At 68.1% G+C, this 23118-nt stretch carries 9 protein-coding genes; all 9 read left to right on the plus strand.

Features of this window, described 5'->3' with window-relative positions:
* The first annotated feature begins 94 nt into the window (after window positions 1-94).
* The 9 genes from BM360_RS18465 (at window position 95) to BM360_RS18505 (ending at window position 22997) form a co-directional block, all read left to right on the plus strand.
* Window positions 95-2920 carry a TonB-dependent receptor domain-containing protein gene (locus BM360_RS18465; protein ID WP_242653586.1) on the plus strand — a complete coding sequence of 942 codons (2826 nt, stop codon included), beginning with the start codon at window positions 95-97 and terminating at the stop codon, window positions 2918-2920.
* A gap of 2 nt (window positions 2921-2922) precedes the next feature.
* Window positions 2923-3981, plus strand: a complete 1059-nt coding sequence (locus BM360_RS18470; protein WP_093317089.1) for an ABC transporter ATP-binding protein — start codon at window positions 2923-2925, stop codon at window positions 3979-3981.
* Window positions 3982-4036: 55 nt separating this feature from the next.
* Entirely contained in the window at window positions 4037-5542 is a 1506-nt protein-coding gene (locus BM360_RS18475) for a YcaO-like family protein (protein WP_093317091.1), read from the plus strand.
* 172 nt (window positions 5543-5714) lie between these two features.
* Complete coding sequence (locus tag BM360_RS18480) at window positions 5715-6092, plus strand: RcnB family protein (protein ID WP_093317095.1); 378 nt, start codon at window positions 5715-5717, stop codon at window positions 6090-6092.
* A 69-nt stretch (window positions 6093-6161) separates the two neighbouring features.
* Window positions 6162-6878 (plus strand): response regulator, encoded by a 717-nt coding sequence (locus BM360_RS18485; RefSeq protein WP_093317098.1) that lies wholly within the window; start codon window positions 6162-6164, stop codon window positions 6876-6878.
* Window positions 6875-8224 (plus strand): sensor histidine kinase, encoded by a 1350-nt coding sequence (locus tag BM360_RS18490; protein WP_093317100.1) that lies wholly within the window; start codon window positions 6875-6877, stop codon window positions 8222-8224. The genes BM360_RS18485 and BM360_RS18490 overlap by 4 nt, the downstream gene beginning before the upstream one ends.
* A gap of 231 nt (window positions 8225-8455) precedes the next feature.
* Window positions 8456-19735, plus strand: coding sequence for an Ig-like domain-containing protein (locus BM360_RS18495; RefSeq protein WP_131819302.1), 11280 nt, complete (start codon window positions 8456-8458; stop codon window positions 19733-19735).
* Window positions 19736-19848: 113 nt separating this feature from the next.
* A complete protein-coding gene (locus BM360_RS18500) occupies window positions 19849-20544 on the plus strand; it encodes a DUF2490 domain-containing protein (RefSeq protein WP_093317107.1) in 696 nt (231 codons plus the stop codon).
* 107 nt (window positions 20545-20651) lie between these two features.
* Complete coding sequence (locus tag BM360_RS18505; RefSeq protein ID WP_242653567.1) at window positions 20652-22997, plus strand: TonB-dependent receptor; 2346 nt, start codon at window positions 20652-20654, stop codon at window positions 22995-22997.
* The last annotated feature ends 121 nt before the right edge of the window (window positions 22998-23118 follow it).

A 23118-nucleotide genomic window follows, 5' to 3' on the forward strand; every position in this document is an offset into this window, starting at 1 on the left:
GCCTGCTACGGAGGAGCAGGCCCGGATAGTGGCCAAAGGGGGAACGGGGATGTTTGCGGGAACAGGCTGCCGCGGTGGACGCGGTGTGGCTTTGATGTCGTCGGCGGCGCTCGCCGCTCTGGTCATGAGCGGCGGAGCAGCCGCGCAGACCATCGCGCAGGAGGACCCGCCCGCTGCGCAGGGCGAAGTCGTCGTCACCGGCAGTCGCATCGTCCGCGACGGCTTCGACGCGCCGACACCGGTGACGGTGCTGAGCGCGGCGGATCTCGCCGCCCGCTCCGACATCAACGTCGCCGATGGCCTCAACCTGCTGCCGCAGATCAACACGTCGGTAACCCCGTCCAGCCAGCCGACCGCGATCAGCGGCGGCGCGATCGGCGTCAATCTGCTCAGCCTGCGCGGTCTCGGCCCGACGCGGACTCTGGTGCTCCAGGACGGCAAGCGCGTCATCAACACGTCGTTCAACACCGCTGCGGCCGCGCCCGACATCAACCACATTCCGCAGAACCTGATCCAGCGGGTCGACGTGGTGACCGGCGGTGCCTCGGCGGTGTACGGATCGGACGCGCTGGCCGGTGTCGTCAATTTCGTCCTCGACCGCGATTTCACCGGCGTGAAGGGCGAGGCCACCGGCGGCGTCACCACCTATGGCGACAATGGCGGCTGGGACGTGTCGCTGGCCGCCGGCGCGAAGTTCGGCCCCGAAGGGCGCGGCCATGTCCTTCTGTCAGGGCAATATGCCGGCAATCGAGGCGTCGGCGGCAATGATCGGCCGTGGAACCCGGGGGGCGGCGCGGTCTACGTCAACCCCGCCTATACTGCGGCGAACGGTCAGCCCTTCTACCTGATCGGCGACCGCATCGGCTCCAGCAATGCGACGCCGGGCGGGATCGTCACCGCAGGCCCGTTGCGCGGCACATATTTCGGCCAGGGCGGCGCCGTCGGCACGTTCAACTTCGGCACCGTCAGCACCAACAATGCGATGCAGGGCGGCGATTACCAGATCTCGCGGTTGGATAACGTCTTCAATCTCGTCGCGCGCGACCGGCGGCACGTACTGTTCGGCCGCGCGAGCTATGAGCTGGCCGAGGCGCTCAACCTCTATGTCGAGGGGCAATGGTCCCGCTCGGTCGATTCCACGCTGACCCTGCCTTACCGGCGCCAGGGCAATCTCACCATCCGGGGCGACAATGCGTTCATCCCGGCCTCCGTCCAGCAGCGCCTCGCGGCGGCGGGCCTGACCAGCCTGACGCTCGGCACCACCACCGGCGACATCGGCCAGATCCGCGTCCGCAACACGCGTGAGCTGACGCGCTGGGCGGTCGGCGGCGACGGCCGCTTCGACATCGGCGAGGGCACGTGGCGGTGGGACGCTTATTACCAGCGCAGCCGCAACGAGATCGAATCCACTGCGGGCAACAACGTGATCGTTGCGCGCTTCCTCCAGGCGACGGATGCGGTGCGCTCACCCGCAGGCACGATCGTCTGCCGCTCCACCCTGACCAGCCCGGCAGACGGCTGCGTGCCGTTCAACGTCTTCGGCCAGGGCGTGAACAGCGCCGCCGCGGTGAACTACGTCACCGGCACCGCCATTCGCAACGACGTGCTGAAGCAGAACGTCGCTGCCGCCAACCTCACCGGCTCGCCCGTATCGACCTGGGCCGGCCCCGTCTCGATCGCTCTGGGCATCGAGCACCGATTTGAGAGCGTCAGCGGCCTCGCCTCCCCGACGGACGAGGCCAACGGCTTCGCGGCGGGCAATTATCATGCGAGCTTCGGCAGCTACAAGGTGACCGAAGGCTATGTGGAGGCGGACGTGCCGCTGCTGCGCGACTCCGCGCTCGGCAAGTCGCTCGACGTCAGCGGCGCGGTGCGGCGGACGGACTACAGCACGTCGGGCGGCGTCACGACGTGGAAGCTGGGCGTGGTCTATGCGCCGATCGCCGACATACGTTTCCGCGCCACCCGCTCGCGCGACATCCGTGCGCCGAATCTTGGCGAGTTGTTCTCCGCCGGCCAGTCGGCCTCGGGCGCCAACGTGATCGACCGGCTGAACGGCAACCAGACCAACTCTACCTTCATCGCGCTGCGGCGTGGCAATCCCCTACTCCAGCCCGAGGTCGCCGATACGCTCGGCCTCGGCGTCGTGCTGACGCCCAGCTTCCTGCCCGGCTTGCAGGCGTCGATCGACTATTTCGATATCGATATCGACGATGCGGTGAAGATCCCCAACGAGCAGACGGTAATCGATCTGTGCGCCGCCGGGGATCAGGCCGCCTGCGCGTTCATCACCCGCAATGCCGCGGGTCAGATCACGATCATCGCCACGCCGCCGGCCAATTATCTGTCGCAGGATGCGCGCGGCATCGATGGCGAGATCGCCTACCGCCTGCCACTCGCCGGCGCGGCGGACGGCCCGGCCATCACGCTGCGGGCGCTCGGCAGCTATCTCATCTCGCTGAAGAATGTCGACAATATCGCGACGTCGCAGGGCGCCGGCGTGACGGGGGATTTCGGCGGCATCGTCGCCTCCGGCCCCTATGCGCCCAAGTTCCGCTCCAACGTGACGCTCGCCTATGACGATGCGCGCTTCACCGCAGGCGTCACCTGGCGCTACATCGCGCCGGCCAAGCTGAACAAGCTGCTGACGGAGTGCACGTCGGCTTGTCCGGCGGGCAACGCGCTGACGATCAGCGACAATTCGATCCGATCGAGCTCGCTGTTCGACCTGTCGCTGCGCTTCCGCCCCGTGGCAAGCAAGCCGCGTGCGGAGTTCTTCCTGGCGGTGGACAATGTGTTCAATGCCGTGCCGCCGTTCGTGCCGGGCCGCGTCGATATCGGCTTCTACTCGGGCCAGTACGGCTATTATTACGATCGGATCGGGCGCACCTTCCGAAGCGGTTTCCGCTTCGCTTATTGAGCGTGGCGACGGTCAGCCTCAGCGGGGTCGGAAAGGCGTTCGGCCCCGCTACGATCCTGCACGACGTGTCGATCGAAGTCGCGCATGGCGAGTTCGTCGCGCTGGTCGGCCCGTCGGGCAGCGGCAAATCGACGCTGCTGCGAATGATCGCAGGGCTGGAGGAGGTGACGTCGGGCGAGATCCGCATCGACGGGCGCGTCGTCAACGACGTGCCGGCCAAGGCCCGCGACGTAGCGATGGTGTTCCAGAATTATGCGCTCTACCCGCATATGACCGTCGCGCAGAATCTCGGCTTCGCGCTGCGGATGCGGCGCCTGCCTCGGGCCGAGATCGGGCGGCGCGTGGGCGAAGTGGCGAGGTCGCTCAATCTCGAAGAGCTGCTGGATCGTTATCCGCGCCAGCTCTCGGGGGGCGAGCGGCAACGCGTCGCCACTGGCCGCGCGATCGTGCGGCAGCCGCAGGTCTTCCTGTTCGACGAACCTTTGTCGAACCTGGATGCCGCGCTGCGCGTCCACGTCCGCGCCGAACTGCGCGCGCTGCACCGGAAGGTGGGCGTCGCGTCGATCTACGTCACGCACGATCAGGTCGAGGCGATGACGATGGCGGATCGCATCGTCGTCCTGCGGGGCGGCCGGATCGAGCAGATCGGTGCGCCGCTCGACCTCTATGACCGGCCCGCCAGCATCTTCGTCGCCACCTTCATCGGCTCGCCGGCAATGAACCTGCTGTCTGGCATCCGCACCGGCGATACGCTGGTGACGCCGGATGGTGTCGCCCTGCCGATCCGGACCGACTGCCTCGGCAAGGAGGGCGAGCCGCTGACGCTCGGCATCCGGCCCGAGCACGTCCTTCTTGCGGCGGACGGCGTCGCCCTCCGGGTCGAGGCGGTGGAGCAGACCGGCGCGGACACGATGATCATGGCCCGGCTCGGCGCGGCGGAAGTCACCGTCGTGCGGCGCGAGCGGATCGATGTGGCGCCCGGCGCGCACGTCCACGTGCAGCTGCCGCAAGAGCACCACCATTACTTCGATGCGGAGGGACGGCGCCTGCCCGCCCTGTAGCGCATCGTTCGAACGTCATGTGGTGGCGTAAGCGTCGCCTGCCAGGAGACTATCCGTGATCACGTCCGCGTTGCCCGTTCCCGCGATCGCCCGCGCCTATATCGATGCGGCACCCCCCGGCGACTGGTTCCTGTTCGACATGAGCCCGCTCGACGTGACCGGCATTCCGGCATGGAAGGCCGCCTTCTTCCCGGAAGATCCCGCGGCGGTGGGCTGCGAGGTGCAGCAGGGCACCGGCTATGGCCAGACGCCCGAGCAGGCGATGATCGCGGCCGTCGCCGAATGCCATGAGGAGGTTCACGCCCGGCTGGGCTTCGCCCGCATGCAACAGGTCCAGGGCAGCTACGACGCGCTGGTGGCGGCGCGGGGCTCCGCCGGCGTGGTGGATCCGCTGCTTCTGTGCCTGCCCGCCGGTTCGCCGGTCGGCCGTGACACGCCGCTCAGCTGGGTGGAGGCACGCCGCTGGTTCGGGGGCGAGCCGGTGCTGGTGCCGGTCGACGTTGCCGCGCTGTCTGGCGACCATCTGCCCAAAGGCTACACGCCGTTCACGACGCTGATCACCAACGGCCTCGGCGCCGGCCCGACGCTCGAATGGGCCGCCTCGCACGGTTTGTTCGAATGCCTTCAGCGCGATGGCAACGGCCTGCGCCTGCGGGCGCTCGATTCCCGCATTGCCCTCACCTTCGACGATGCGCTGCCGTCCGAAGTCGCCGCGAGTGCGCGCCGGATCGCGGATGCGGGCATCGATCTCCTGCCCAAGTTCGCCACCGACGAGTTCGGCATCGCCAATGTCTTTGTCGTCGGTGCGGACCGCGATCCCTCCCGCCTGGCGGTGCCGATCGCTCTGTCCGGTTGCGGCGAGGCGGCGGATCCGGACCGGGTGAAGGCGCTGCGCAAGGCGATGCTGGAATATGCCCACGCCCGCGCGCGCAAGGCATTCGCCTTCGGCCCGATCGACACGGTGCGCCGGGTCGTACCGCCGGGCTATTGGGAGCGCGTCGAGCCGCGTGCCCGCCGCGCTGCGCGCCATACCGAGCCGCGGCAGGTGGAGGCTTTCCGCCACTGGCTGGATCTCGACGGCGGGCAGTTGCGCGTCCTGCTCGCCGATCCGGTGTTCACCGTAGCGGCGGAAAAGCCGTTCGCCGATCTGCCGACGGCGGCTGTCTCGACACCCGAGGCGACGGGCGCCGACGCCGCCGGTCGGCTGCGCGCGGCCGGCCTCGATCCGCTCATCCTCGATTTCACGCCGCCTAACGCTGCCATGCACGCGGTCCGCGTGGTCGTGCCGGGCCTCGAGGTGGAAACGATGAGCTATTATCGCATCGGCGAGCGCAACGCCGCCAAGCTGCTCGCTGCCGGCAGCGATCTGGTTCGCCGCGGCGAGGCGAGCGACACGCGCCGCCCCATCCGCCTATCGCCCGCGGCGGAGGATCGCCTCGGCGGGCCGCTGCTGCTCGACATTGAAAAGGTGGATGCCCGCGTCGGCGCGCTCTACCCGCTCTACCGTGAGCCGGGCGCCCACGAAATGGCGTTCCATCGTGCCGGGTCGGAAGGTGGCTGAACGAAGCGCAGCGGTCCGGGACGTTCCCCTACCCTGGTAGACTTGTCGCGCAGCCGGGCTGACGGCCGATACAATTTGCGACAATTTCGTGCGCTCGCCGGGATAAGCTCGCGACAGCCGGGGTCCAGTTTCTCCTCAACGCCAGCCACGGCGTCCCACGAGGAGAGACACCATGAAGAAGTTGATCGCCGCCGCCCTCGCCGCCTCCGTCCTGACCGCACCGGTGATGGCCGCCCCGCAGCACGGCCGCAACGATGGTTGGGGCCGGACCGAACAGAACCACCGCGTCGACAATCGCCGCGTCGTCAAGAAGACCGTGATCGTCCGCAAGGACGTGCGCCGTCCGCAGGTCCAGTATCGCACCTGGCAGCGCGGCCAGCGGTTCGAGAGCCGCTATGCCCGCAACTACCGGGTGATCTCGAACCCGCGTCAGTATCGCCTGCATGATGCGCCGCGCGGCTATCGCTGGGTCCAGTCGGGCAATGATGCGGTGCTGGTCGGCATCGCCAGCGGCATCATCGCCTCGGTCCTGGCGAACACCATCCGCTGACCGGTCGGAGCCCCGGAGATCGCATCTCCGGGGCTTCCGCCGTCCCGCTGTTCACCGCTAGGCTCCCCTATGGCCGACGAACCCCGCATCCTTCTGGTCGACGACGAACGCGACATTCGCGAGCCGCTGGCCGCCTATCTCGGCAAGAACGGGATGAAGGTGACGCAGGCCGCGCATGCCGCCGCCGCGCGTGAGATCCTGGCCGTCCACGCCATCGATCTTGTCCTGCTCGACATCATGATGCCGGGCGAAGACGGCCTGTCGCTGGCGCGCTTCCTCCGTGCGACCACAGAGATCCCGGTCATCCTGCTCACCGCCAAGGCGGAGGAGATGGACCGGATCATCGGGCTGGAGATCGGCAGCGACGATTATGTCACCAAGCCATTCTCCCCGCGTGAGCTGCTCGCCCGGATGAAAGCGGTGCTGCGCCGCTCGGCGGGGGGCACGGCCGTCCACGCGCCCGACGCGCAGGGTTTCGCCTTCGGGCCATGGATCCTGCGCACCGGGGATCGTGAGCTGGTCGATGCGCACGGCGTGGCGACGCCCCTGTCCACCGGCGAGTATAATCTCCTTCACGCGCTGGTCACGCACCCTCGCCGAGTGCTGACCCGCGATCAGCTGCTCGATCTGAGCCAGGGCCGCGAGCTTGCCGCGTTCGAGCGGAGCATCGACAACCACATTAGCCGGCTGCGCCGCAAGATCGAGGCCGATCCCGCCAGCCCGCAACTGGTGAAGACTGTCTGGGGCGGCGGCTACATGCTCGCCAGCGACGTGCGCAGGATATGAAGCGCCTGCTGCCCCGCAGCCTCGGCGGCCAGATGGCGCTGCTGCTCGGGCTGGCGCTGTTCGTCGCGCAGCTCATCAACTTCGCGCTGATCCTCAACGAGCGGCAGAAGCTAACGCTGGCGCAGAACCAGGGGCCGGCGATCACGCGCTTTGCCGGTGTCGCCGCCGATCTGGCGCGGGCCTCGCCCGATTTCCATGCCGCCATCGTCGCCGATGCGTCTCACCGTGGCGCCCGCTTCGACCGCGCGGCCGACAGCGGCATCGCACCGGCGGAACGCGACGCCGCGCTGGAGACGGCGGTGCGCCGCGCGCTAGCAGAGGCGGGCGTCAGCCCTCGCACCATCCAGGCGACTGCGCTGCCTGCGCGGCGCAGCGCCGAGCGCGGCCGCACGCCCCCGCCCCGCCGGGACATGCAGGTGCTGCGCATCGCCATATACGGGGTGGACGGGGGATGGCTGACCGCGCGGCTGATCACCCCTCGGCGCGATCCCTGGCTGGGCGCGCGGCTCGCTGTCGCCACCCTGCTCCTCTACCTGATCGTGCTGGGTGTGACCGTCTGGATCGCGATGCGCCTTGCGCGGCCGCTCCGCGAACTGACGCGCGCGGCGGAGGCCTTTGGCGGGCGCCAGGCGCCCATGCCTGTCGCGCCGAGCGGCCCGACCGACCTGCGGCTGGCGATCGATGCGTTCAATGCGATGAACCTGCGCGTGCTGGCACTGCTCGACGAAAAGGACCGAATGCTCGGCGCGATCGGCCACGATCTGCGCACGCCGCTCGCTGCGCTGCGCATCCGCGTCGAATCGATCGACGATGACGAGGATCGCGACGCCGCCATCGCCAAGATCGCCGAGATGACGGCGATGCTGGAGGACATTCTCGTGCTCGCCCGCACCGGCCGGTCGCGGGAGGAGGCGCGCCCGATCGATGTCGCCGCGCTAGCCGAGGCTGTGGTCGAGGATTTTGCCCGCCTCGGGCACGATGTCGCCTTCGCGCCCGGCGCGCCCGTCATCGCGCGGGTACAGCCCAACCTCGTCCGCCGCGCGCTGTCCAATCTGGTCGACAATGCCATCTGCTATGCCGGGCAGGCCACCGTCTCGGTGGTCGCATCGGGAGATTGGCTCGAGGTGCGGGTGGTGGATCACGGCCCCGGCATTCCGGCGGCGGAGCGGGCGCTCGTCCGGCAGCCCTTCTACCGGATCGAGGGATCGCGAAACCGGGAGACGGGCGGCGGCGGACTTGGCCTCGCCATCGCGCAAAGCGTTGCCGAAAGCCATGGCGGGCGGCTCGAGCTGACCGGGACCGAGCCGCACGGGCTGACCGCGATCATCACGCTTCCGCTGCGCTGAAGCCGCCTGCCCCTTCGACACGGTGCGCAATCTGTTTTCAACAAAAGATATCAAGTGTTCTTGGAGCGCGCGCGTCTTTTCTTCACGTCCAAGAACTTCCTTGAGAATCTGATCCATTTCGGTAAGAGCAGGCTGCGGGAGCCAGCCTAAACAGATCAGCTGCAATCGCGTGCGGGATGGCCCTGCGCGGGGTGCGGGGAAGGGCTGGCCATGGTCTCGCCGGGGGGCAGCATGGTGAATCTGGTACGTCGCGTTGGCGGTGAGCTTCTCGTCAACACGCAGGTCAACGGCGCGCAGCAGGCCCCGACGGTGACGTGGCTGGCCGGCGGCGGGTTCGTCGTGACGTGGCAGGACACCAACTCGCTAAGCGGTGCGGACAGCACCGCCAGCATCAAGGCGCAGATGTTCGACGCGGCCGGCACCAGGGTGGGCGCCGAGCTGCTGGTCAACACTGCGGGCACCGGCTTCAAATATGAGCCGACCACCACCGGGCTCGCAAATGGCGGCTTCGTCGTCACGTGGCACGATGGCAGCAACACGCTGGGCGACGCATCGGGCACCAGCATCAAGGCACAGATCTTCAGCGCGAGCGGGGCGAAGGTCGGCAGCGAGTTCCGCGTCAACACGCAGGTGAACGCCGATCAGTCGATGGCGACGATCACCAATCTCGCGGGTGGCGGCTTCGTCATATCGTGGCAGGACAGCAGCGGAACGCTGGGCGACACGAGCAGCAGCAGCGTAAAGGCGCAGATCTACAACGCCGCGGGCACGAAGGTGGGCGGCGAGTTCCTCGTCAACACGCAGACCGCCTCCGCCCAGTTCCAGCCCTCGATCACCAGCCTGGCGGGTGGCGGCTTCGTCGTCAGCTGGCGGGACGAGAGCACGTCGCTTTATGGTGGGGATTACACCATCAAGGCGCAGCTGTTCAGCGCGACCGGCGCCAAGACCGGCGCCGAGTTCCTGATCGACGCCACCGCCTCCCGCGGCAATTACGGCGTTCCCCAGCTCGCTCGCCTGGAAAATGGCGGCTTTGTCGCCACTTGGCTGGCGCTCGAGGGCGTCAAGGCGCAGGTGTTCGACGCGTCGGGCGTAAAGGTCGGTGGGGAGACGCTCGTCACGCCGGGCATCCGCACGGGCATCCAGCTCAATATCGGCCCCGCGGTGACCGGCACAGCAGATGGCGGCTTTGCAGTGACGTGGGTTCAGGCGCAGGCCGGTGCCGGCGAGCCCACCGGTCAGAACATCCACGCACAGACGTTCGATGCGACCGGCGCTCGCGTCGGCAGCACCTTCATGGTGAACTCGGAGACGCTGAGCAGCCAGGACCTGCCGACCATCGCCGGCATCGCCGGAGGCGGCTTCGTCGTCAGCTGGCAGGATCAGAGCGGCACGCTCGGCGATGCCAGCAGCCTCAGCATCAAGGCGCAGGTGTTCGGCATGGCCGCCGCAGCCGCTCCAACGGCACTCGCCTTGTCCTCGACGAGTGTGGACGAAGGCGCCGGCACTCTCACGGGCGCGACCGTCGGCACGCTCAGCGTGACGGACGCGGATTTCAACGACGTGCTCACCTACACGTTGCTCGCCGACTCCAGCGAGGGCGGCTTCGCCATTTTGGGCGGCAAGCTCGTCGTCGCGGACGCCGCCAAGCTCGATTACGAGACCAACAGCACGCCGACCGTCACCGTCCGTGCGACCGATGCGGGCGGCCACACGATCGACCGCACTTTCACGATCACGCTGCGCGACGTGGACGAGACGCGCCCGGCGACGAAGGTGGGCGGCGAGTTCCTGGTCAACACGGTGACCGCCGGCAGCCAGAGCGATCCGGCGATCGCCCGTCTGGCCGACGGTGGCTTCGTCGTCACCTGGGCCAATGGCAATGACGTGCTGGCGCAGCGTTTCGACGCGGCGGGCGCGAAGCTCGGCGGCGAGTTCGTCGCCAATACCAGCACGCATGGCTATCAGGCGGCGCCCACAGTCGGCGCGCTGAGCGGCGGTGGCTTCGTCATCGGTTGGGAGGACTTCACCCCGCTGGGTGCCGACACGAGCGGCACGTCCGTCCGCGTGCAGGTGTTCGGCGCGTCTGGCACCAAGGTGGACGGGCCGTTCGTCGCCGCCACGCAGACAGCGGGCGACCAGCTCGCGCCGAGCATCGTCGGAATGGCCGACGGTAACTTCGTGGTCACGTGGCAGGATGGCAGCGCCACTCTTGGCGATGCCGAAGGGACCAGCATCAAGGCGCAGATCTTCACGTCGGGCGGTGCGAAGGTCGGCTCCGAGACCCTCGTCAACACGAAGACGGACGGTTGGGAGAATATGCCCAGTGTCGCGGCGCTGGCCGGGGGCGGCTTCGTCGTCACCTGGTATTACGGCGCCACTGCCGGCCGGCCCGCGCCGGGCAGTTCGCTCGAATCGAACATCAAGGCGCAGCTGTTCGATGCGGCGGGCAACCGTGTCGGCGGCGAGCTGCCCGTCAACACGCAGGGTGCCAACTTCCAGGGTATGCCCGTGGTCGGTGCGCTGGCCGGGGGCGGCTTTGTCGTCAGCTGGACCGATTATAGCGGCACGCTGGGCGATACGAGCGAGGACAGCGTCAAGGCGCAGCTGTTCGACGCCGCCGGCAACCGGCTGGGGGGTGAGTTCCTCGTCAACACCATGACCGCCAGCAGCCAGCTGGCGCCGACGATCAGCGCATTGCCGGATGGCGGCTTCGTCATCTCTTGGCAGGACGGCAGCGGCACATTGGGCGATGCCAGCGCCACCAGCATCAAGGCGCAGGCCTTCACCGCCAGCGGCAGCCGCATCGGCCGCGAGTTCCTCGTCAACACCAACACCGCGAATGCGCAGGGAGCGCCCGCAATCGCCACACTGACGAACGGCAAGATCGTCGTGGCATGGCAGGATGGCAGCGGCACACTGGGCGATACGAGCGGCACCAGCATCAAGGCACAGATCGTCGCGCTGGTCGGTCCCGCCGCCCCCGTCGCCGCGGCCGACAGCTTCACGACCACCGAAGACACCGTGCTCACCATTGCGGGCCCCGGTGTGCTCGCCAACGATACGGATGCGAACGGCGATGTGCTGACCGCGCAGCCCTTTTCCGGCCCGGCGCACGGCACGCTGACGCTCGATCAGAGTGGCGGCTTCGTCTACACGCCGTTTGCGGATTTCACCGGCACCGACAGCTTCACCTATATGGCGCATGACGGCACCTCCCTGGGAAATGCCGCCACCGTCACCATCACGGTCACCGCGGTGGACGATGCGGCCGTCGCCGTCGCGGACAATGCTGCGATCCTCGAGAACCAGACTGCGACGATCGCGGTGCTGGCGAACGATCGAGATCCCGATTCCCCGCTCGCGATCGCCAGGATCGACGGCACGGCCATCGTGGCCGGCGCGAGCGTGACGCTCGCCTCCGGCGCGATCGTCACGCTCAATGCCGATGGTACGATCGGCTATGATCCGCATGGCGCATTCGACACGCTGATCTCGCCCGGCACCGGCCCCGGCACGACGGCCGCGACCGACAGCTTCACCTACACGCTGGCAGGCGGCGGCAGCGCGACCGTGTCGGTCGGCATCACCGGCGTCGGCGTTGCGGACGACGGCACCGGCGGGCTCGTCCGCCGCCACGGGGACGAAGTCCTCGTCAATACGGAGACCTGGTCCTATCAGACCGAGCCGAGCATCAGCTGGCTGGCCGATGGCGGCTATGTCGTCACCTGGCAGGACCTTAGCGGCACGCTGGGAGATGCGGACGGCGCCAGCATCAAGATGCAGCGCTTCGACGCCGCCGGCAACAAGGTGGGCGCGGAGACGCTGGTCAACACGGCGACCGCCAGTGCGCAGTCCACGCCCTCTGTAACCGGCCTGCCGAATGGCGGGTTCGTCACCACATGGCAGGATTTCTCGCGGGCCGGTAATCCGGCGGATTACGACGGCAGCGGCATCAAGGCGCAGCTGTTCGACGCGGCAGGAGCGAAGGTCGGCAGCGAGCTGCTCGTCAACACGCAACTTCCCGGCAACCAGGAAGCGCCGGTCGTTACCGATCTGGCCGGCGGCGGCTTCGTCATCACCTGGTCCGATCCGAGCGGCACGCTCGGCGATACCAGCTACACGAGCATCAAGGGCCAGATCTACAACGCCACAGGCGGCAGGATCGGCAGCGAGTTCCGCGTCAACACGCAGACCGCGCAGCAGCAGGAAAGGGCGGTCGTCCAAGGGCTGACCAACGGCGGCTTCGTCGTCACGTGGGAGGATCGCAGCAAGACGCTGGGCGACAGCAGCGAATCGAGCATCAAGGCCCAGCTGTTCGGTGCGTCGGGTGCCAAGATCGGCGGCGAGTTCCTCGTCAACACGGTGACGGAAGGCAATCAGTCCAACCCGACTGTCGCCGAGCTTGCCGATGGCAGCTTCGTGATCGGCTGGTCCGGTCCCGATGGCCAGCAAGCGCAGCTCTTCAGTGCCACGGGCGCGAAGCTCGGCGGCGAGTTCGCCATCGGCAGCGGCCAGCAGCTGACGCTTTCCGCTGCTACGGGCGGATGGTTCGTCGCCACGTGGACGCAGGTCAATGGCGAAGGCGGGAACGCCACCGGCAACGATGTGGTCGCGCAGGTGTTCGATGGAAGCGGCGCCCGGCTCGGCGGCACGTTCGTGGTCAGCGCCTCGGCCGCCGGGCATCAGGGCAACCCCGCGGTCAGCCGCCTGCCCGCCGGCGGCTTCGTCGTCACCTGGGAGGATGCGAGCCCCGGCAATGGCGACGGATCGTATAACGGCCTCAAGGCGCAGGCCTTTCGGTTCGAGACGGCCGGGGCACCGACCGACATGTCCCTGTCGTCCACGGTAGTAGACGAGGGCCGCGGCACCGTCGCAGGCTTTGCCATCGGCCGGTTCGGCATCACCGATCCGGACGTGAACGACAGGTTCACCTACACGATCCTGAGCGACGCGACGGGCGGCGGCTTCGCCATCGCGGGCGACCAGCTCGTCGTCGCCGATCCGGCCAGGCTCGATTACGAGACGAACGCCGCACCCGCCATCACCGTGCGCGGCACCGATGCCGCCGGCAACGTGATCGATCGCACCTTCACCATCACGGTACGCGACGGGGACGAGACGCGGCGCGTCGAGAAGGTCGGCGGCGAGGTCCTCGTCAACACCGGCACGTTCGGCGCGCAGAGCGATCCCACCGTCACCCGCCTCGCGGGTGGTGGCTTCGTCGTCACCTGGACGGACAATTACGACAATGTCCGCGCGCAGCTGTTCGACAATGCCGGCGGCAAGGTGGGCGGCGAGCTTTCCGTCAACACGCAGACCGCGAATACACAGGATGGTGCGGCCGTCGCCGCCCTTGCAGGGGGCGGTTTCGTCGTCAGCTGGCAGGATGGCAGCGGCACGCTCGGTGACAATGACGGGACCAGCATCAAGGCGCAGCGCTTCGACGCGACCGGCGCGAAGGTGGGGGGCGAGTTCCTCGTCAACAGCCTGACGGCAGGCGGACAGTCCGACGTTGCCATCGCCGGGCTTGCCGGGGGTGGCTTCGTGGTCACCTGGTACGATTGGACGCAGCCGCATGAGCCCGCAGACGGCAGCGGCGAAGGTGTCCATGCCCAGATCTTCGACGCAGGCGGCAATCGCGTGGGCGGGGAGTTCAACGTTAACACTTACTCGCTGAACAGCCAGTTCGATGCCAAGGTGACCGGCCTCGCCGATGGCGGCTTCGTCGTGACCTGGACGGACGGGAGCATGACGCTCGGCGATACCGCCGGCTACAGCGTCAAGGGGCAGCGATACGATGCCGCGGGCGCGCCTGTCGGCAGCGAATTCCTCGTCAATACGACGACCAGGTCGGTACAGGCCGAAGCCGATGTCACCGCGCTGCCCGGCGGCGGCTTCGTCGTCGTCTGGCGCGACACAAGCTACACGCTCGGCGATGCCGACGGCACGTCGATCAAGGCGCAGCTGTTCGGCGCATCGGGCGAGAAGCTTGGCGGCGAGTTCCTCGTCAACGCCACAACCGCCCATGACCAGACAGCGCCGAGTGTCGCCGTCCTATCCGACGGCGGGTTCGTCGTGACGTGGGACAATCGCGGCTCCGACAACGGTTTCAACAGCAATGCGTCGGAGGTTCGTGGTCAGGCCTTTACCGCCACCGGCAACAAGGTGGGTGGCGAGTTCCTCGTCAACACGCAGAGCGCGGGCGATCAGAGCACCTCGGACGTCGTGGCGCTGGCCGACGGTCGCTTCGTCGTCGTCTGGCAGGATGACGGGCAAACCGGCGGCGACGACAGCTATCTTGCCATCAAGGCGCAGATTCTGGCCGTTGCGGCGCCTACCCCGCCGGTCGCATCGGCCGACGCCTATGTGGTGGACGAGGATGGCAGCCTCGTCGTCCCCGCCGCCTCCGGCGTGCTGGCCAATGATGGTGGCGGCGATGGCCCGTTGACAGCGGTGCTCGTCTCCGGCCCGGCGCACGGCGTGCTGTCGCTCGCCCCCTCGGGCGGGTTCACCTACGCGCCCGTGTCCAATTACGCCGGCAACGACAGCTTCACCTATCGTCCGTTCGATGGTGCCCTCTACGGCGCGCCGGTGGCCGTGATGATCTCGGTGGCCGCAGTCGACGACCCCGCCGTCGCCGGCAATGACGTGGCGACCGTCGCCGAAAACCGCAGCGCGACCATCGCGGTGCTGGCGAACGACGCGGATCCCGATTCCGAGCTGGCGGTCGCGGCGGTGAACGGCACCGCGATCGCCCGCGGCCAGACGGTAACGCTGGCATCAGGCGCACTCGTCCGCCTCAATGCCGACGGCACGCTCGACTATGATCCCAATCAGAAGTTCGACGCGCTGGTCGCGCCCGGCGGCGCCGGCGCCAGCACGGCGACGGACAGCTTCAGCTATACGCTGGCCAGCGGCGGCAGCGCGACGGTGACGGTGACGATCACCGGCGTCGACCAGACGACCGAGACCTATGTCGGCACGGCCGGCGCCGACACGTTCAGCATCAACATCGCCACCCTCTCCTCGCAGGACACCGTAAGCGGCGGGGCCGGCAACGATACGCTGGCGCTGTCCGGGACGGGCGCCCTCCCCGCCTCGGCGCTGGCGGGGATGAATTCGATCGAGGTGCTGACGCTGCTCAACGGCGGCATGTCGCTGGCGTTCAACGATGCCGTGGCAGCCGCCAATGGCCCGACGCTGACGGTCAACGGCTCCGCCGGCAATGACGCGGTGGATTTCTCCGCGGTAACGCTGGCGACACGCACCCTCGCGGTCCGCTCCGGCGGCGGCAATGACGTGTTCCGCGGTGGTGGGGGCAATGACGTGTTCCGCTTCGCCGCGGCCGAGCTGACGGCGGCGGACACGGTGGTGGGCGGGGGCGGGACGATCGACCAGCTCGTCTTCGAGACGGCGGGGGCGGTTAGTGCCGCGAGCATGGCCGGCGTGTCCGGGATCGAGCGCTATGTGCTCGCCGCTGGCGGTAACGCTCTGACCTTCAATGCAGCCAATGCAGCGGGGGTTGCGGGTGGCGTGATCCAGGTGATCACCAGCGTCGGCAATGACAGCGTCAACGGCACGGCACTGACTGATGCTGTCCTTGAAATCAGCGCCAGCGGCGGCCTCGACACCATCTACGGGACCAGTGGCGGCGATACGGTGCGGATCGGCGGCAGCGATCTTGCGGGCGACACGATCAACGGTTTCAGCGGCTACGACAATATCGTCGTGACCAGCGCCGACACGCTGAGCGTCGCCGATCTCGCCGGGCTCGCCAATGTCGACCAGATCACGCTGAACGCGGCGGGCACGTCCGTGACGATCAACAATGCGATCGCGGGCGCCAATGCCGGTGTGCTGGCCGTCTACGGATCGAGCGGCAACGACATCGTCGACGGCAGCAGCGTGACGCTGGCGACGCGCAGCCTGGCGATCACTGCGCTCGGCGGCAACGACGTGTTCCGCGGCGGTGTCGGCTATGACGTGTTCCGCTTCAACATGGCGGAGCTGACCAGCGGCGACACGGTCGCGGGCGGTAGTGGCGCAGGCGTCGATGCGATCAACTTCATGACGGCAGGCACGCTGGCTGCGGGGGCGCTGGCAAATGTGTCGGGCATCGAGCGACTGACCTTCGTCGCGGGTGCCAACGCCGTCACGCTCGGCGACGCCTTCGTCGGCAGTGCGACCGGGCAGCGCGTCGTCGTTTACGGCAACAACGGTAGCGACACGGTGGATGGCGCGGGGCTGACCGGCGCCAACCGGATCGAGATCTACGCCGGTCTGGGCAACGACGTCCTCCGCGGTGGCGCAGCCAACGACCTGTTCCGCTTTGCTGCCGCGGGTCTCGACGGGAGCGACCTTGTGGCGGGCGGTGCTGGTTACGACGAGCTTTCGATCTCCACCGGCGGGCAGCTGAGTGCGGCGCAGCTGGCGAACGTATCAGGGATCGACCAGATCACCTTCGCCACCGGCGGTTTGTCCGTCACGCTCGACAATGCCGTGGCTGCGGCGAACGGCGCGACGCTGACCATGTTCGGTTCGGCCGGCAATGACAGCGTCGATGCCAGCGCCGTCACCGACACGACGCGCGGGATCAACGCCGTGGCCGGCGCAGGCAATGACAGCTTCCGAGGGGGGCTGGGAGCTGACACGTTCCGCTTCGCAGCCGGCGATCTCACCGCCGCCGATATCGTTTCGGGCGGCGGTGGCAGCGCCGTCGACGCGCTGCAGATCACCACCGCCGGTACCGTTGCCGCGGCCGCTCTGGCGCGCGTCAGCGGCATCGAGGCGGTGTCACTGAACGTGGCCGACATCCGCCTGTCGCTGTCCGACGCCTTCGTCGGCTCGGCAAGCAATCGCGCGGTGACGATCTACACCTCTGCCGGCGCCGACTATGTCAACGCCGCCGCTGTCACCACCGTCGGCAACCGCATCGACGTGGCGCTGACCACAGGCGACGACACCGTCATCGGCGGCGCCGGCGACGACACCATCCGCGTCGCCGCCGCGAACCTGACGGCCGGCGATACGCTGTCCGGCGGTGGCGGGCGTGACACGCTGGTCCTCAACGGCACCGGCATGATCTCGCTTGGCGGCAATGTCAGCGGCATGGAGGCGCTGACGCTGGCGAGCGGCCTGCAATTGACGGTGAGCAGCGCGTTCGCCGCCGCCAATGCCGCCAGCTTCACGATCAACGCCTCGGGCGGCAGCGACCAGATCGATCTGGCGGCGGTCTCCTCCGCCACCTCCTACACGATCAATGCAGGGTTCGGGAACGATCGCATCCTGGGTGGCGACGGTGCCGACATCTTCAACTTCGCCGCTACCGAACTCAACGGCGCCGACACGATCCGCGGTGGCGAGGGCAGTGCGATCGACACGCTGCGCATGACCACGGCGGGCACGATCGTGCTGACCGGCATGGCCTCGTTCGAGGCGATCATCCTCGCCGATGGCACCAACAATCTGGCGCTGACCAACAATCAGCTGGGCAGCGCTTATGGCGGGCGTATGACGGTGGCGGGCGGCAGCGGCAACGACACGCTGTCGACCACCGGGGTCAGCAGCGCGTCCAACCGGATCGAATTCGGCGCCGGTGCGGGCAATGACAGCTACATCGGCGGTGCGGGAATCGACGTGCTCAAGATCGCCGCGGCCGAGCTGACCGCCGGGGACAGCTTCACCGGTGGCGGAGGCAGTGCCGTGGACGTGGTGGAGTTCACCACGGCGGGTGCGGTCGGCGCAACGTCCGGCGTCACCGGGGTGGAGCGCTTCCAGCTCAATGCCGGCGGCAACAGCCTGGCCATCGGCGATGCCACAGTCGCCTCCGCGACGAACGCGACGCTGACCATCGTCGGCGCGGGCGGCGACGACGTGATCGACGCGTCCGCTGTCGCCTCTGGCCGGCGCGTCATCGTCTCCGCAGGTGTGGGCGACGATGTGCTGGAGGGCGGCGCCGGCAGCGATACGCTGGACGGCGGCACGGGCGACGACCGGGTCTGGTACGACGCGGCCGACACCAGCGCTTCGGGCGGCACGCATGTCGAGGGCGACACGCTGATGGTGCGGACCGCAGCGACGATCGACCTGCGCCTTGCCGATCAGGTCAGCGGCGATGCCGGCACCACGACCGGGTTCGAGCATGTCGACGCCTATCATGCCACCGCCGGCGTCACGATGCGCGGTTCGGACGGCTTCTTCAGCCGGCTGACCGGCGGGCACGGGCAGGACACGATCACCGCCGGCGCATCGGGCGCCTTGATCAGCGGTGGCGCGGGTGCGGACACGCTGATCGGCGGCCAGGGTGAGGACACGTTCCTGTTCGATGCGGGCGATGTCGTCGCGGGCGAAACGGTGTCGGGCGGCAGCGGTGCGGCCAACGAGGCCTATTTCTACGCCGACGCCGATTTCAGCACCGGCAGCTATCGCCAGATCACCAACACGGTGCTAACCGGCTTCCGCGATGGCGCTTATGCGGATGTCAGCCTGACGCTCCGCATGGAGGACATCTACGCCTTCACCCCCGGAGGGCAGATCACCGCCAATCAGGTGACGTCCGATACGGTCGAGACCTTCGTGGTGCAGATGGCGGGCATTCAGGGGGGAGAGTTCCACAACTTCCACCTGGTCGGCTTCGAGGCGAACGACCGCTTCGTGATCAATGGCGGATCGGGCGCGACCCAGATCGTCGGAACCGATCTGGCCGTGACAATCGTCAATGCCGGGGACGGCGATGATGTCATCCAGAACAGTACTCACGGCAGTTGGCTGTCCGGCAGCGTGATCAATGGCGATGCGGGCAATGATCGCATCGGCTACACCGCGGGCGCCGGCGTGACGCTCGACGGTGGGGCCGGTACAGACACGCTCGTCTTCGGCACGCACAACGACTATCTCCCGCCGCTCGGCCTGCGGATCGAGCTTGGCGCGGCAGACCAGACTGCCGGCGACGAGGCCGACGTCCGCGGTTTCGAGAATGTCGACTGGACCAATGGCGTAGACGTCGAGATCGTTGGCTCCTCTGCTGCCAACGTCATCCACGGTGGCCGTTATGGTGACGTCATCGAAGGCGCAGGTGGCGCCGATAGCCTGACCGGCGGCGAAGGCGGCGACACGTTCGTCTTCCGCGCCCGCTATGCCGAGGGCGACACGATCCTCGACTTCGACGCCGCCGACGGCTTCCTGTTCGATCAGGACGCCTATGGGACGGACGGGCAGATCGACCGGCTGATCGACGACACGACCGGCCAGAGCGGGCTGATCGGCGCCGACATCGTCCGCTATCTCGCGACCAGCCTCGACGATGTCGATGATGTGGAGACCTATCTCGCCGCCAACGGTACGGGTGGCCCGGCGGGCCTGTTCGTCGTCGGCCAGAGCGCCGCGGGGCACACGATGCTGTTCCATGCGGCGAACGGCAGCGGTGCCGATGGCAGCGTGACGCTGATCGCAGACCTGATGTCCGCCTCCGCAAGCGCGATCAGCCTGAACGACTTCGCCTGGCTGACCTGAGGATTGCCGGCGCGCAGGCGACCTGGCAGCGCTGCGGGCGGCAGCGCTGCCACTGGCCCGGACTGACGAAAATCGCTTACCTGCGGCACCGAAACCGCGCATCTGGCGCACCGATGCGACCTCCGATTCCTTCGCCGACATTCCTCACCGCGATCGCGGCGCTGCTGATCGCTGGCCCGGTGCATGCGGCGCAGCAGGACGAGCAGCTCTGGCTGCAGGCCAACACCAACCTGCCCTTGGCAGCGAAGCTCCGCGTGACGCTGGAGCAGATCGCCCGCTTCGGCGACCGGCCGGGCGGCCTCTATCAGACAGAATTCGGCGCGCTGCTGGGTTACCGCATCAGCAAGCAGGTCGAGCTTGGTTTCGGCTATCGGCGCGTTGGCTTGTACAACAGCTCGGCGCGCGACGAGGACCGCCTGCGCCAGCAGGTCGTCGCCACCTTCGGACGGATCACCACGCGCTTCCGCGTAGACGAACGCTTCCATCCGGAAGGCAGCGAGATCGGCTTCCGCATCCGGCCGCTGATCCGGTACAATCATCCGCTCGGACCGAAGGGTCTCGCGGCGTTCATCAGCCACGAAAGCTTCCTGCTGCCGAACGCCACCAGCTGGGGCCAGCGCAGCGGTTATGAGCGGATGCGCAACATCATCGGCCTCGCCGTACCGATCGGCCGGCGCATGTCCGCCGACATGGGCTACCTCAACCAATATCGTCCACCCCGGAGCGGCGCCTCCGCGCAGATGGATCATGCGCTCAGCGTGCAGCTGACGATCAATCTTCCCCAACTCCACGCCATCGTCACCGACTGACGCCCTGGAAACCGCAAAACCGCCAGCTTGGCAGCGCAGCAACCTCTATATACGGCTGTATATAACGAGTCGGCGCCTCTGCAGGCTCGCCAAGCGGGGCTCCAGGCATGCGGTTCGGATCGACGATGATCGCCACGCTCGCGCTGCTTGCCGGCGGCTCAGCCCAGGCCGCAGAGGCCGTTCCGGATGGCGCGTCCGAGGTGATCGTCACCGCGCGCCAGCGGGCGGAGGATGCGCAGCGCGTGCCCGCGGCCCTGTCGGTCGTCGGCGGTGAGCTGCTCGACCGCAGCTATACGGTGAACCCGCAAGCGCTGGCGCAGCTGGTGCCCGCGCTGAACTACTCATCCGCCAATCCGCGCAACACCGCGATCACGCTCCGCGGCCTCGGCTCCAGCGTCGTCGCGGTCAGCCAGTCGAATGACGGGCTGGAGCCGGGTGTCGGCTTCTACGTCGATCAGGTCTATCACGCCCGCCCCGCCACCGCGGCGTTCGACTTCACAGACATCGAGCGGATCGAGGTGCTGCGCGGCCCGCAAGGCACCCTGTTCGGCAAGAACAGCACCGCCGGCGCGGTCAGCATCACGAGCCGCCTGCCCACGTTCCAGCCGGAATCGCAGGCCGAGATCAGCGTCGGCAGCTACGATTTCCTGCAGGTGAAAGGCGCGGTCTCCGGTCCGCTCGTCGACGATCGCCTCGCCATCCGCCTGTCCGCGCTCAGCACCATGCGGGACGGGGTGATCCGCAACGTCAGGCTGAACCGCCGTCACAACGGGATCGACAATCAGGCGATCCGTGGCCAGCTGCTCTGGACGCCGACCGAGACGCTCACCGCGCGCCTCATCGCCGATTACACGAGGTTCGACAGCGAATGCTGCACGCAGGTTTTCTACCGGGTCGGCACCTCGCTCCGCCCGGCCGCCCGGCAATATCCGGCGCTGGCGGCGGGGATCGGCTACCGCCCCGCCAGCACCGACCCTTATGACCGGCTGACCGACATCGACGCGCCCGTCGGATCGGACACCAACGAAGGCGGCGTGTCCGCCATCGTCGAGATGGATCTCGGCACGGCCACGCTCACCTCGGTCTCGGCTTGGCGATTCTGGAACTGGTCGGCGCAGAATGACCGGGATTATACCGGCGTGCCGATCCAGCTGGTTCAGGGCATCCCCTCGCGGCAGGATCAGTATAGTCAGGAAGTGCGCCTCGCCTCCCAGGGCGAGCGGCGCCTCGGCTATGTCGCCGGGCTCTATTTCTTTCGCCAGACGATCGTCGGCCGGCCGGTGTCGATCTACGGCCCGGCCGCGGCCTACTGGCTGATCGGCGCCACCACGGGCGCGAACGGCACGGCCGTCACCGCCAACCTGCTCGACGGCTATGGCCAGGACGGCCGCACCCGCTTCGCCAGCAACAGCTATGCCGCCTTTGCCGAGCTGAACTGGCGCGTGTTCGACCGCGTGACGCTGACCGGCGGCCTGCGCTACACCTACGAGCAGAAGCGGGGCGACTATGCCACCACCGTCTCGGGCGGGCTGGTGACCAGCGATCCGGCGCTGACCGCCGCCAAGCTGTCGGTGCTGCGCCCGCAAAGCTATTCCGCGCGCGACCGGGACGGCAGCGTCTCCGGCCGCGCCAACATCGCCTGGCAGGTGAGCGACCGCATCCTTGCCTATGCCGGTGCCGCGCGCGGCTTCAAGTCGGGCGGGATCAACATGTCCGGCCTGCCGCTCGACGCGTCCAACCGCCCGGTGCTGGCGACCGCGGTGGTGGCGCCCGAGCGGAACACGACGTGGGAGGCGGGCGTCAAGACGCGCCTGCTGGGCGACCGGCTGCTGCTTAATCTCGCCGCCTTCCACACGCGGGTAAAGGATTTTCAGGCCACCATCGTCGACAGCAGCCAGACGGTGGCGCTGCGCGGCTATCTGTCCAACATTCCCGAGGTAACGGTGAAGGGCGTCGAGGGCGATGCGGTCGCGCGCATCGCTCCCGGCCTCAGCCTGCGCGCCTCCTTCGCCTATGCGCACGGCACCTACAGCGATTATCCGAGAGGGCCCTGCCCGCTGGAGCGGCAAGGCAGCGCCACCAGCGCCTGCGACCTGACCGGCGGCCGCCTGTCGGGCCTGCCCCGCTGGTCGGAGACGCTGGGCGTCGATCACGCCGTCCCGCTGGCGCCGCTTGACGGCGATCTCGTGCTGCACGCCGATGCCGGCTGGCGAAGCGGCTATAACGGTGAAGCCGCCTTGTCCCGCTTCACGCGGATCGGCGGCTACAGCCTCGTCAATGCAAGCCTCGGCTACCGCTCGAACAAGGGGTGGGAGGTGGCGCTGTTCGCGCGCAACCTGTTCGACCGGACCTATATCCAGAACGTCACCGTGCAGGCGGGCAACTCGGGGCTGATCCTCGCGACTCCAGGTGATCCGCGCCTGATCGGTGCCACCTTGCGCGTGCGGCGGTGAACGGAGCAGGAGGGCCGTCAACCCCGCAAATACGCCAAGCTGCGTTGCTCTATGTTGCTATAGGTTCATTCATTCTACGGAGCGGGGCAGAAGCGGCGTGATCGATCCAATTTTCGCACGG

The organism is Sphingomonas jatrophae, from assembly GCF_900113315.1.
Classification (GTDB): domain Bacteria; phylum Pseudomonadota; class Alphaproteobacteria; order Sphingomonadales; family Sphingomonadaceae; genus Sphingomonas_P; species Sphingomonas_P jatrophae.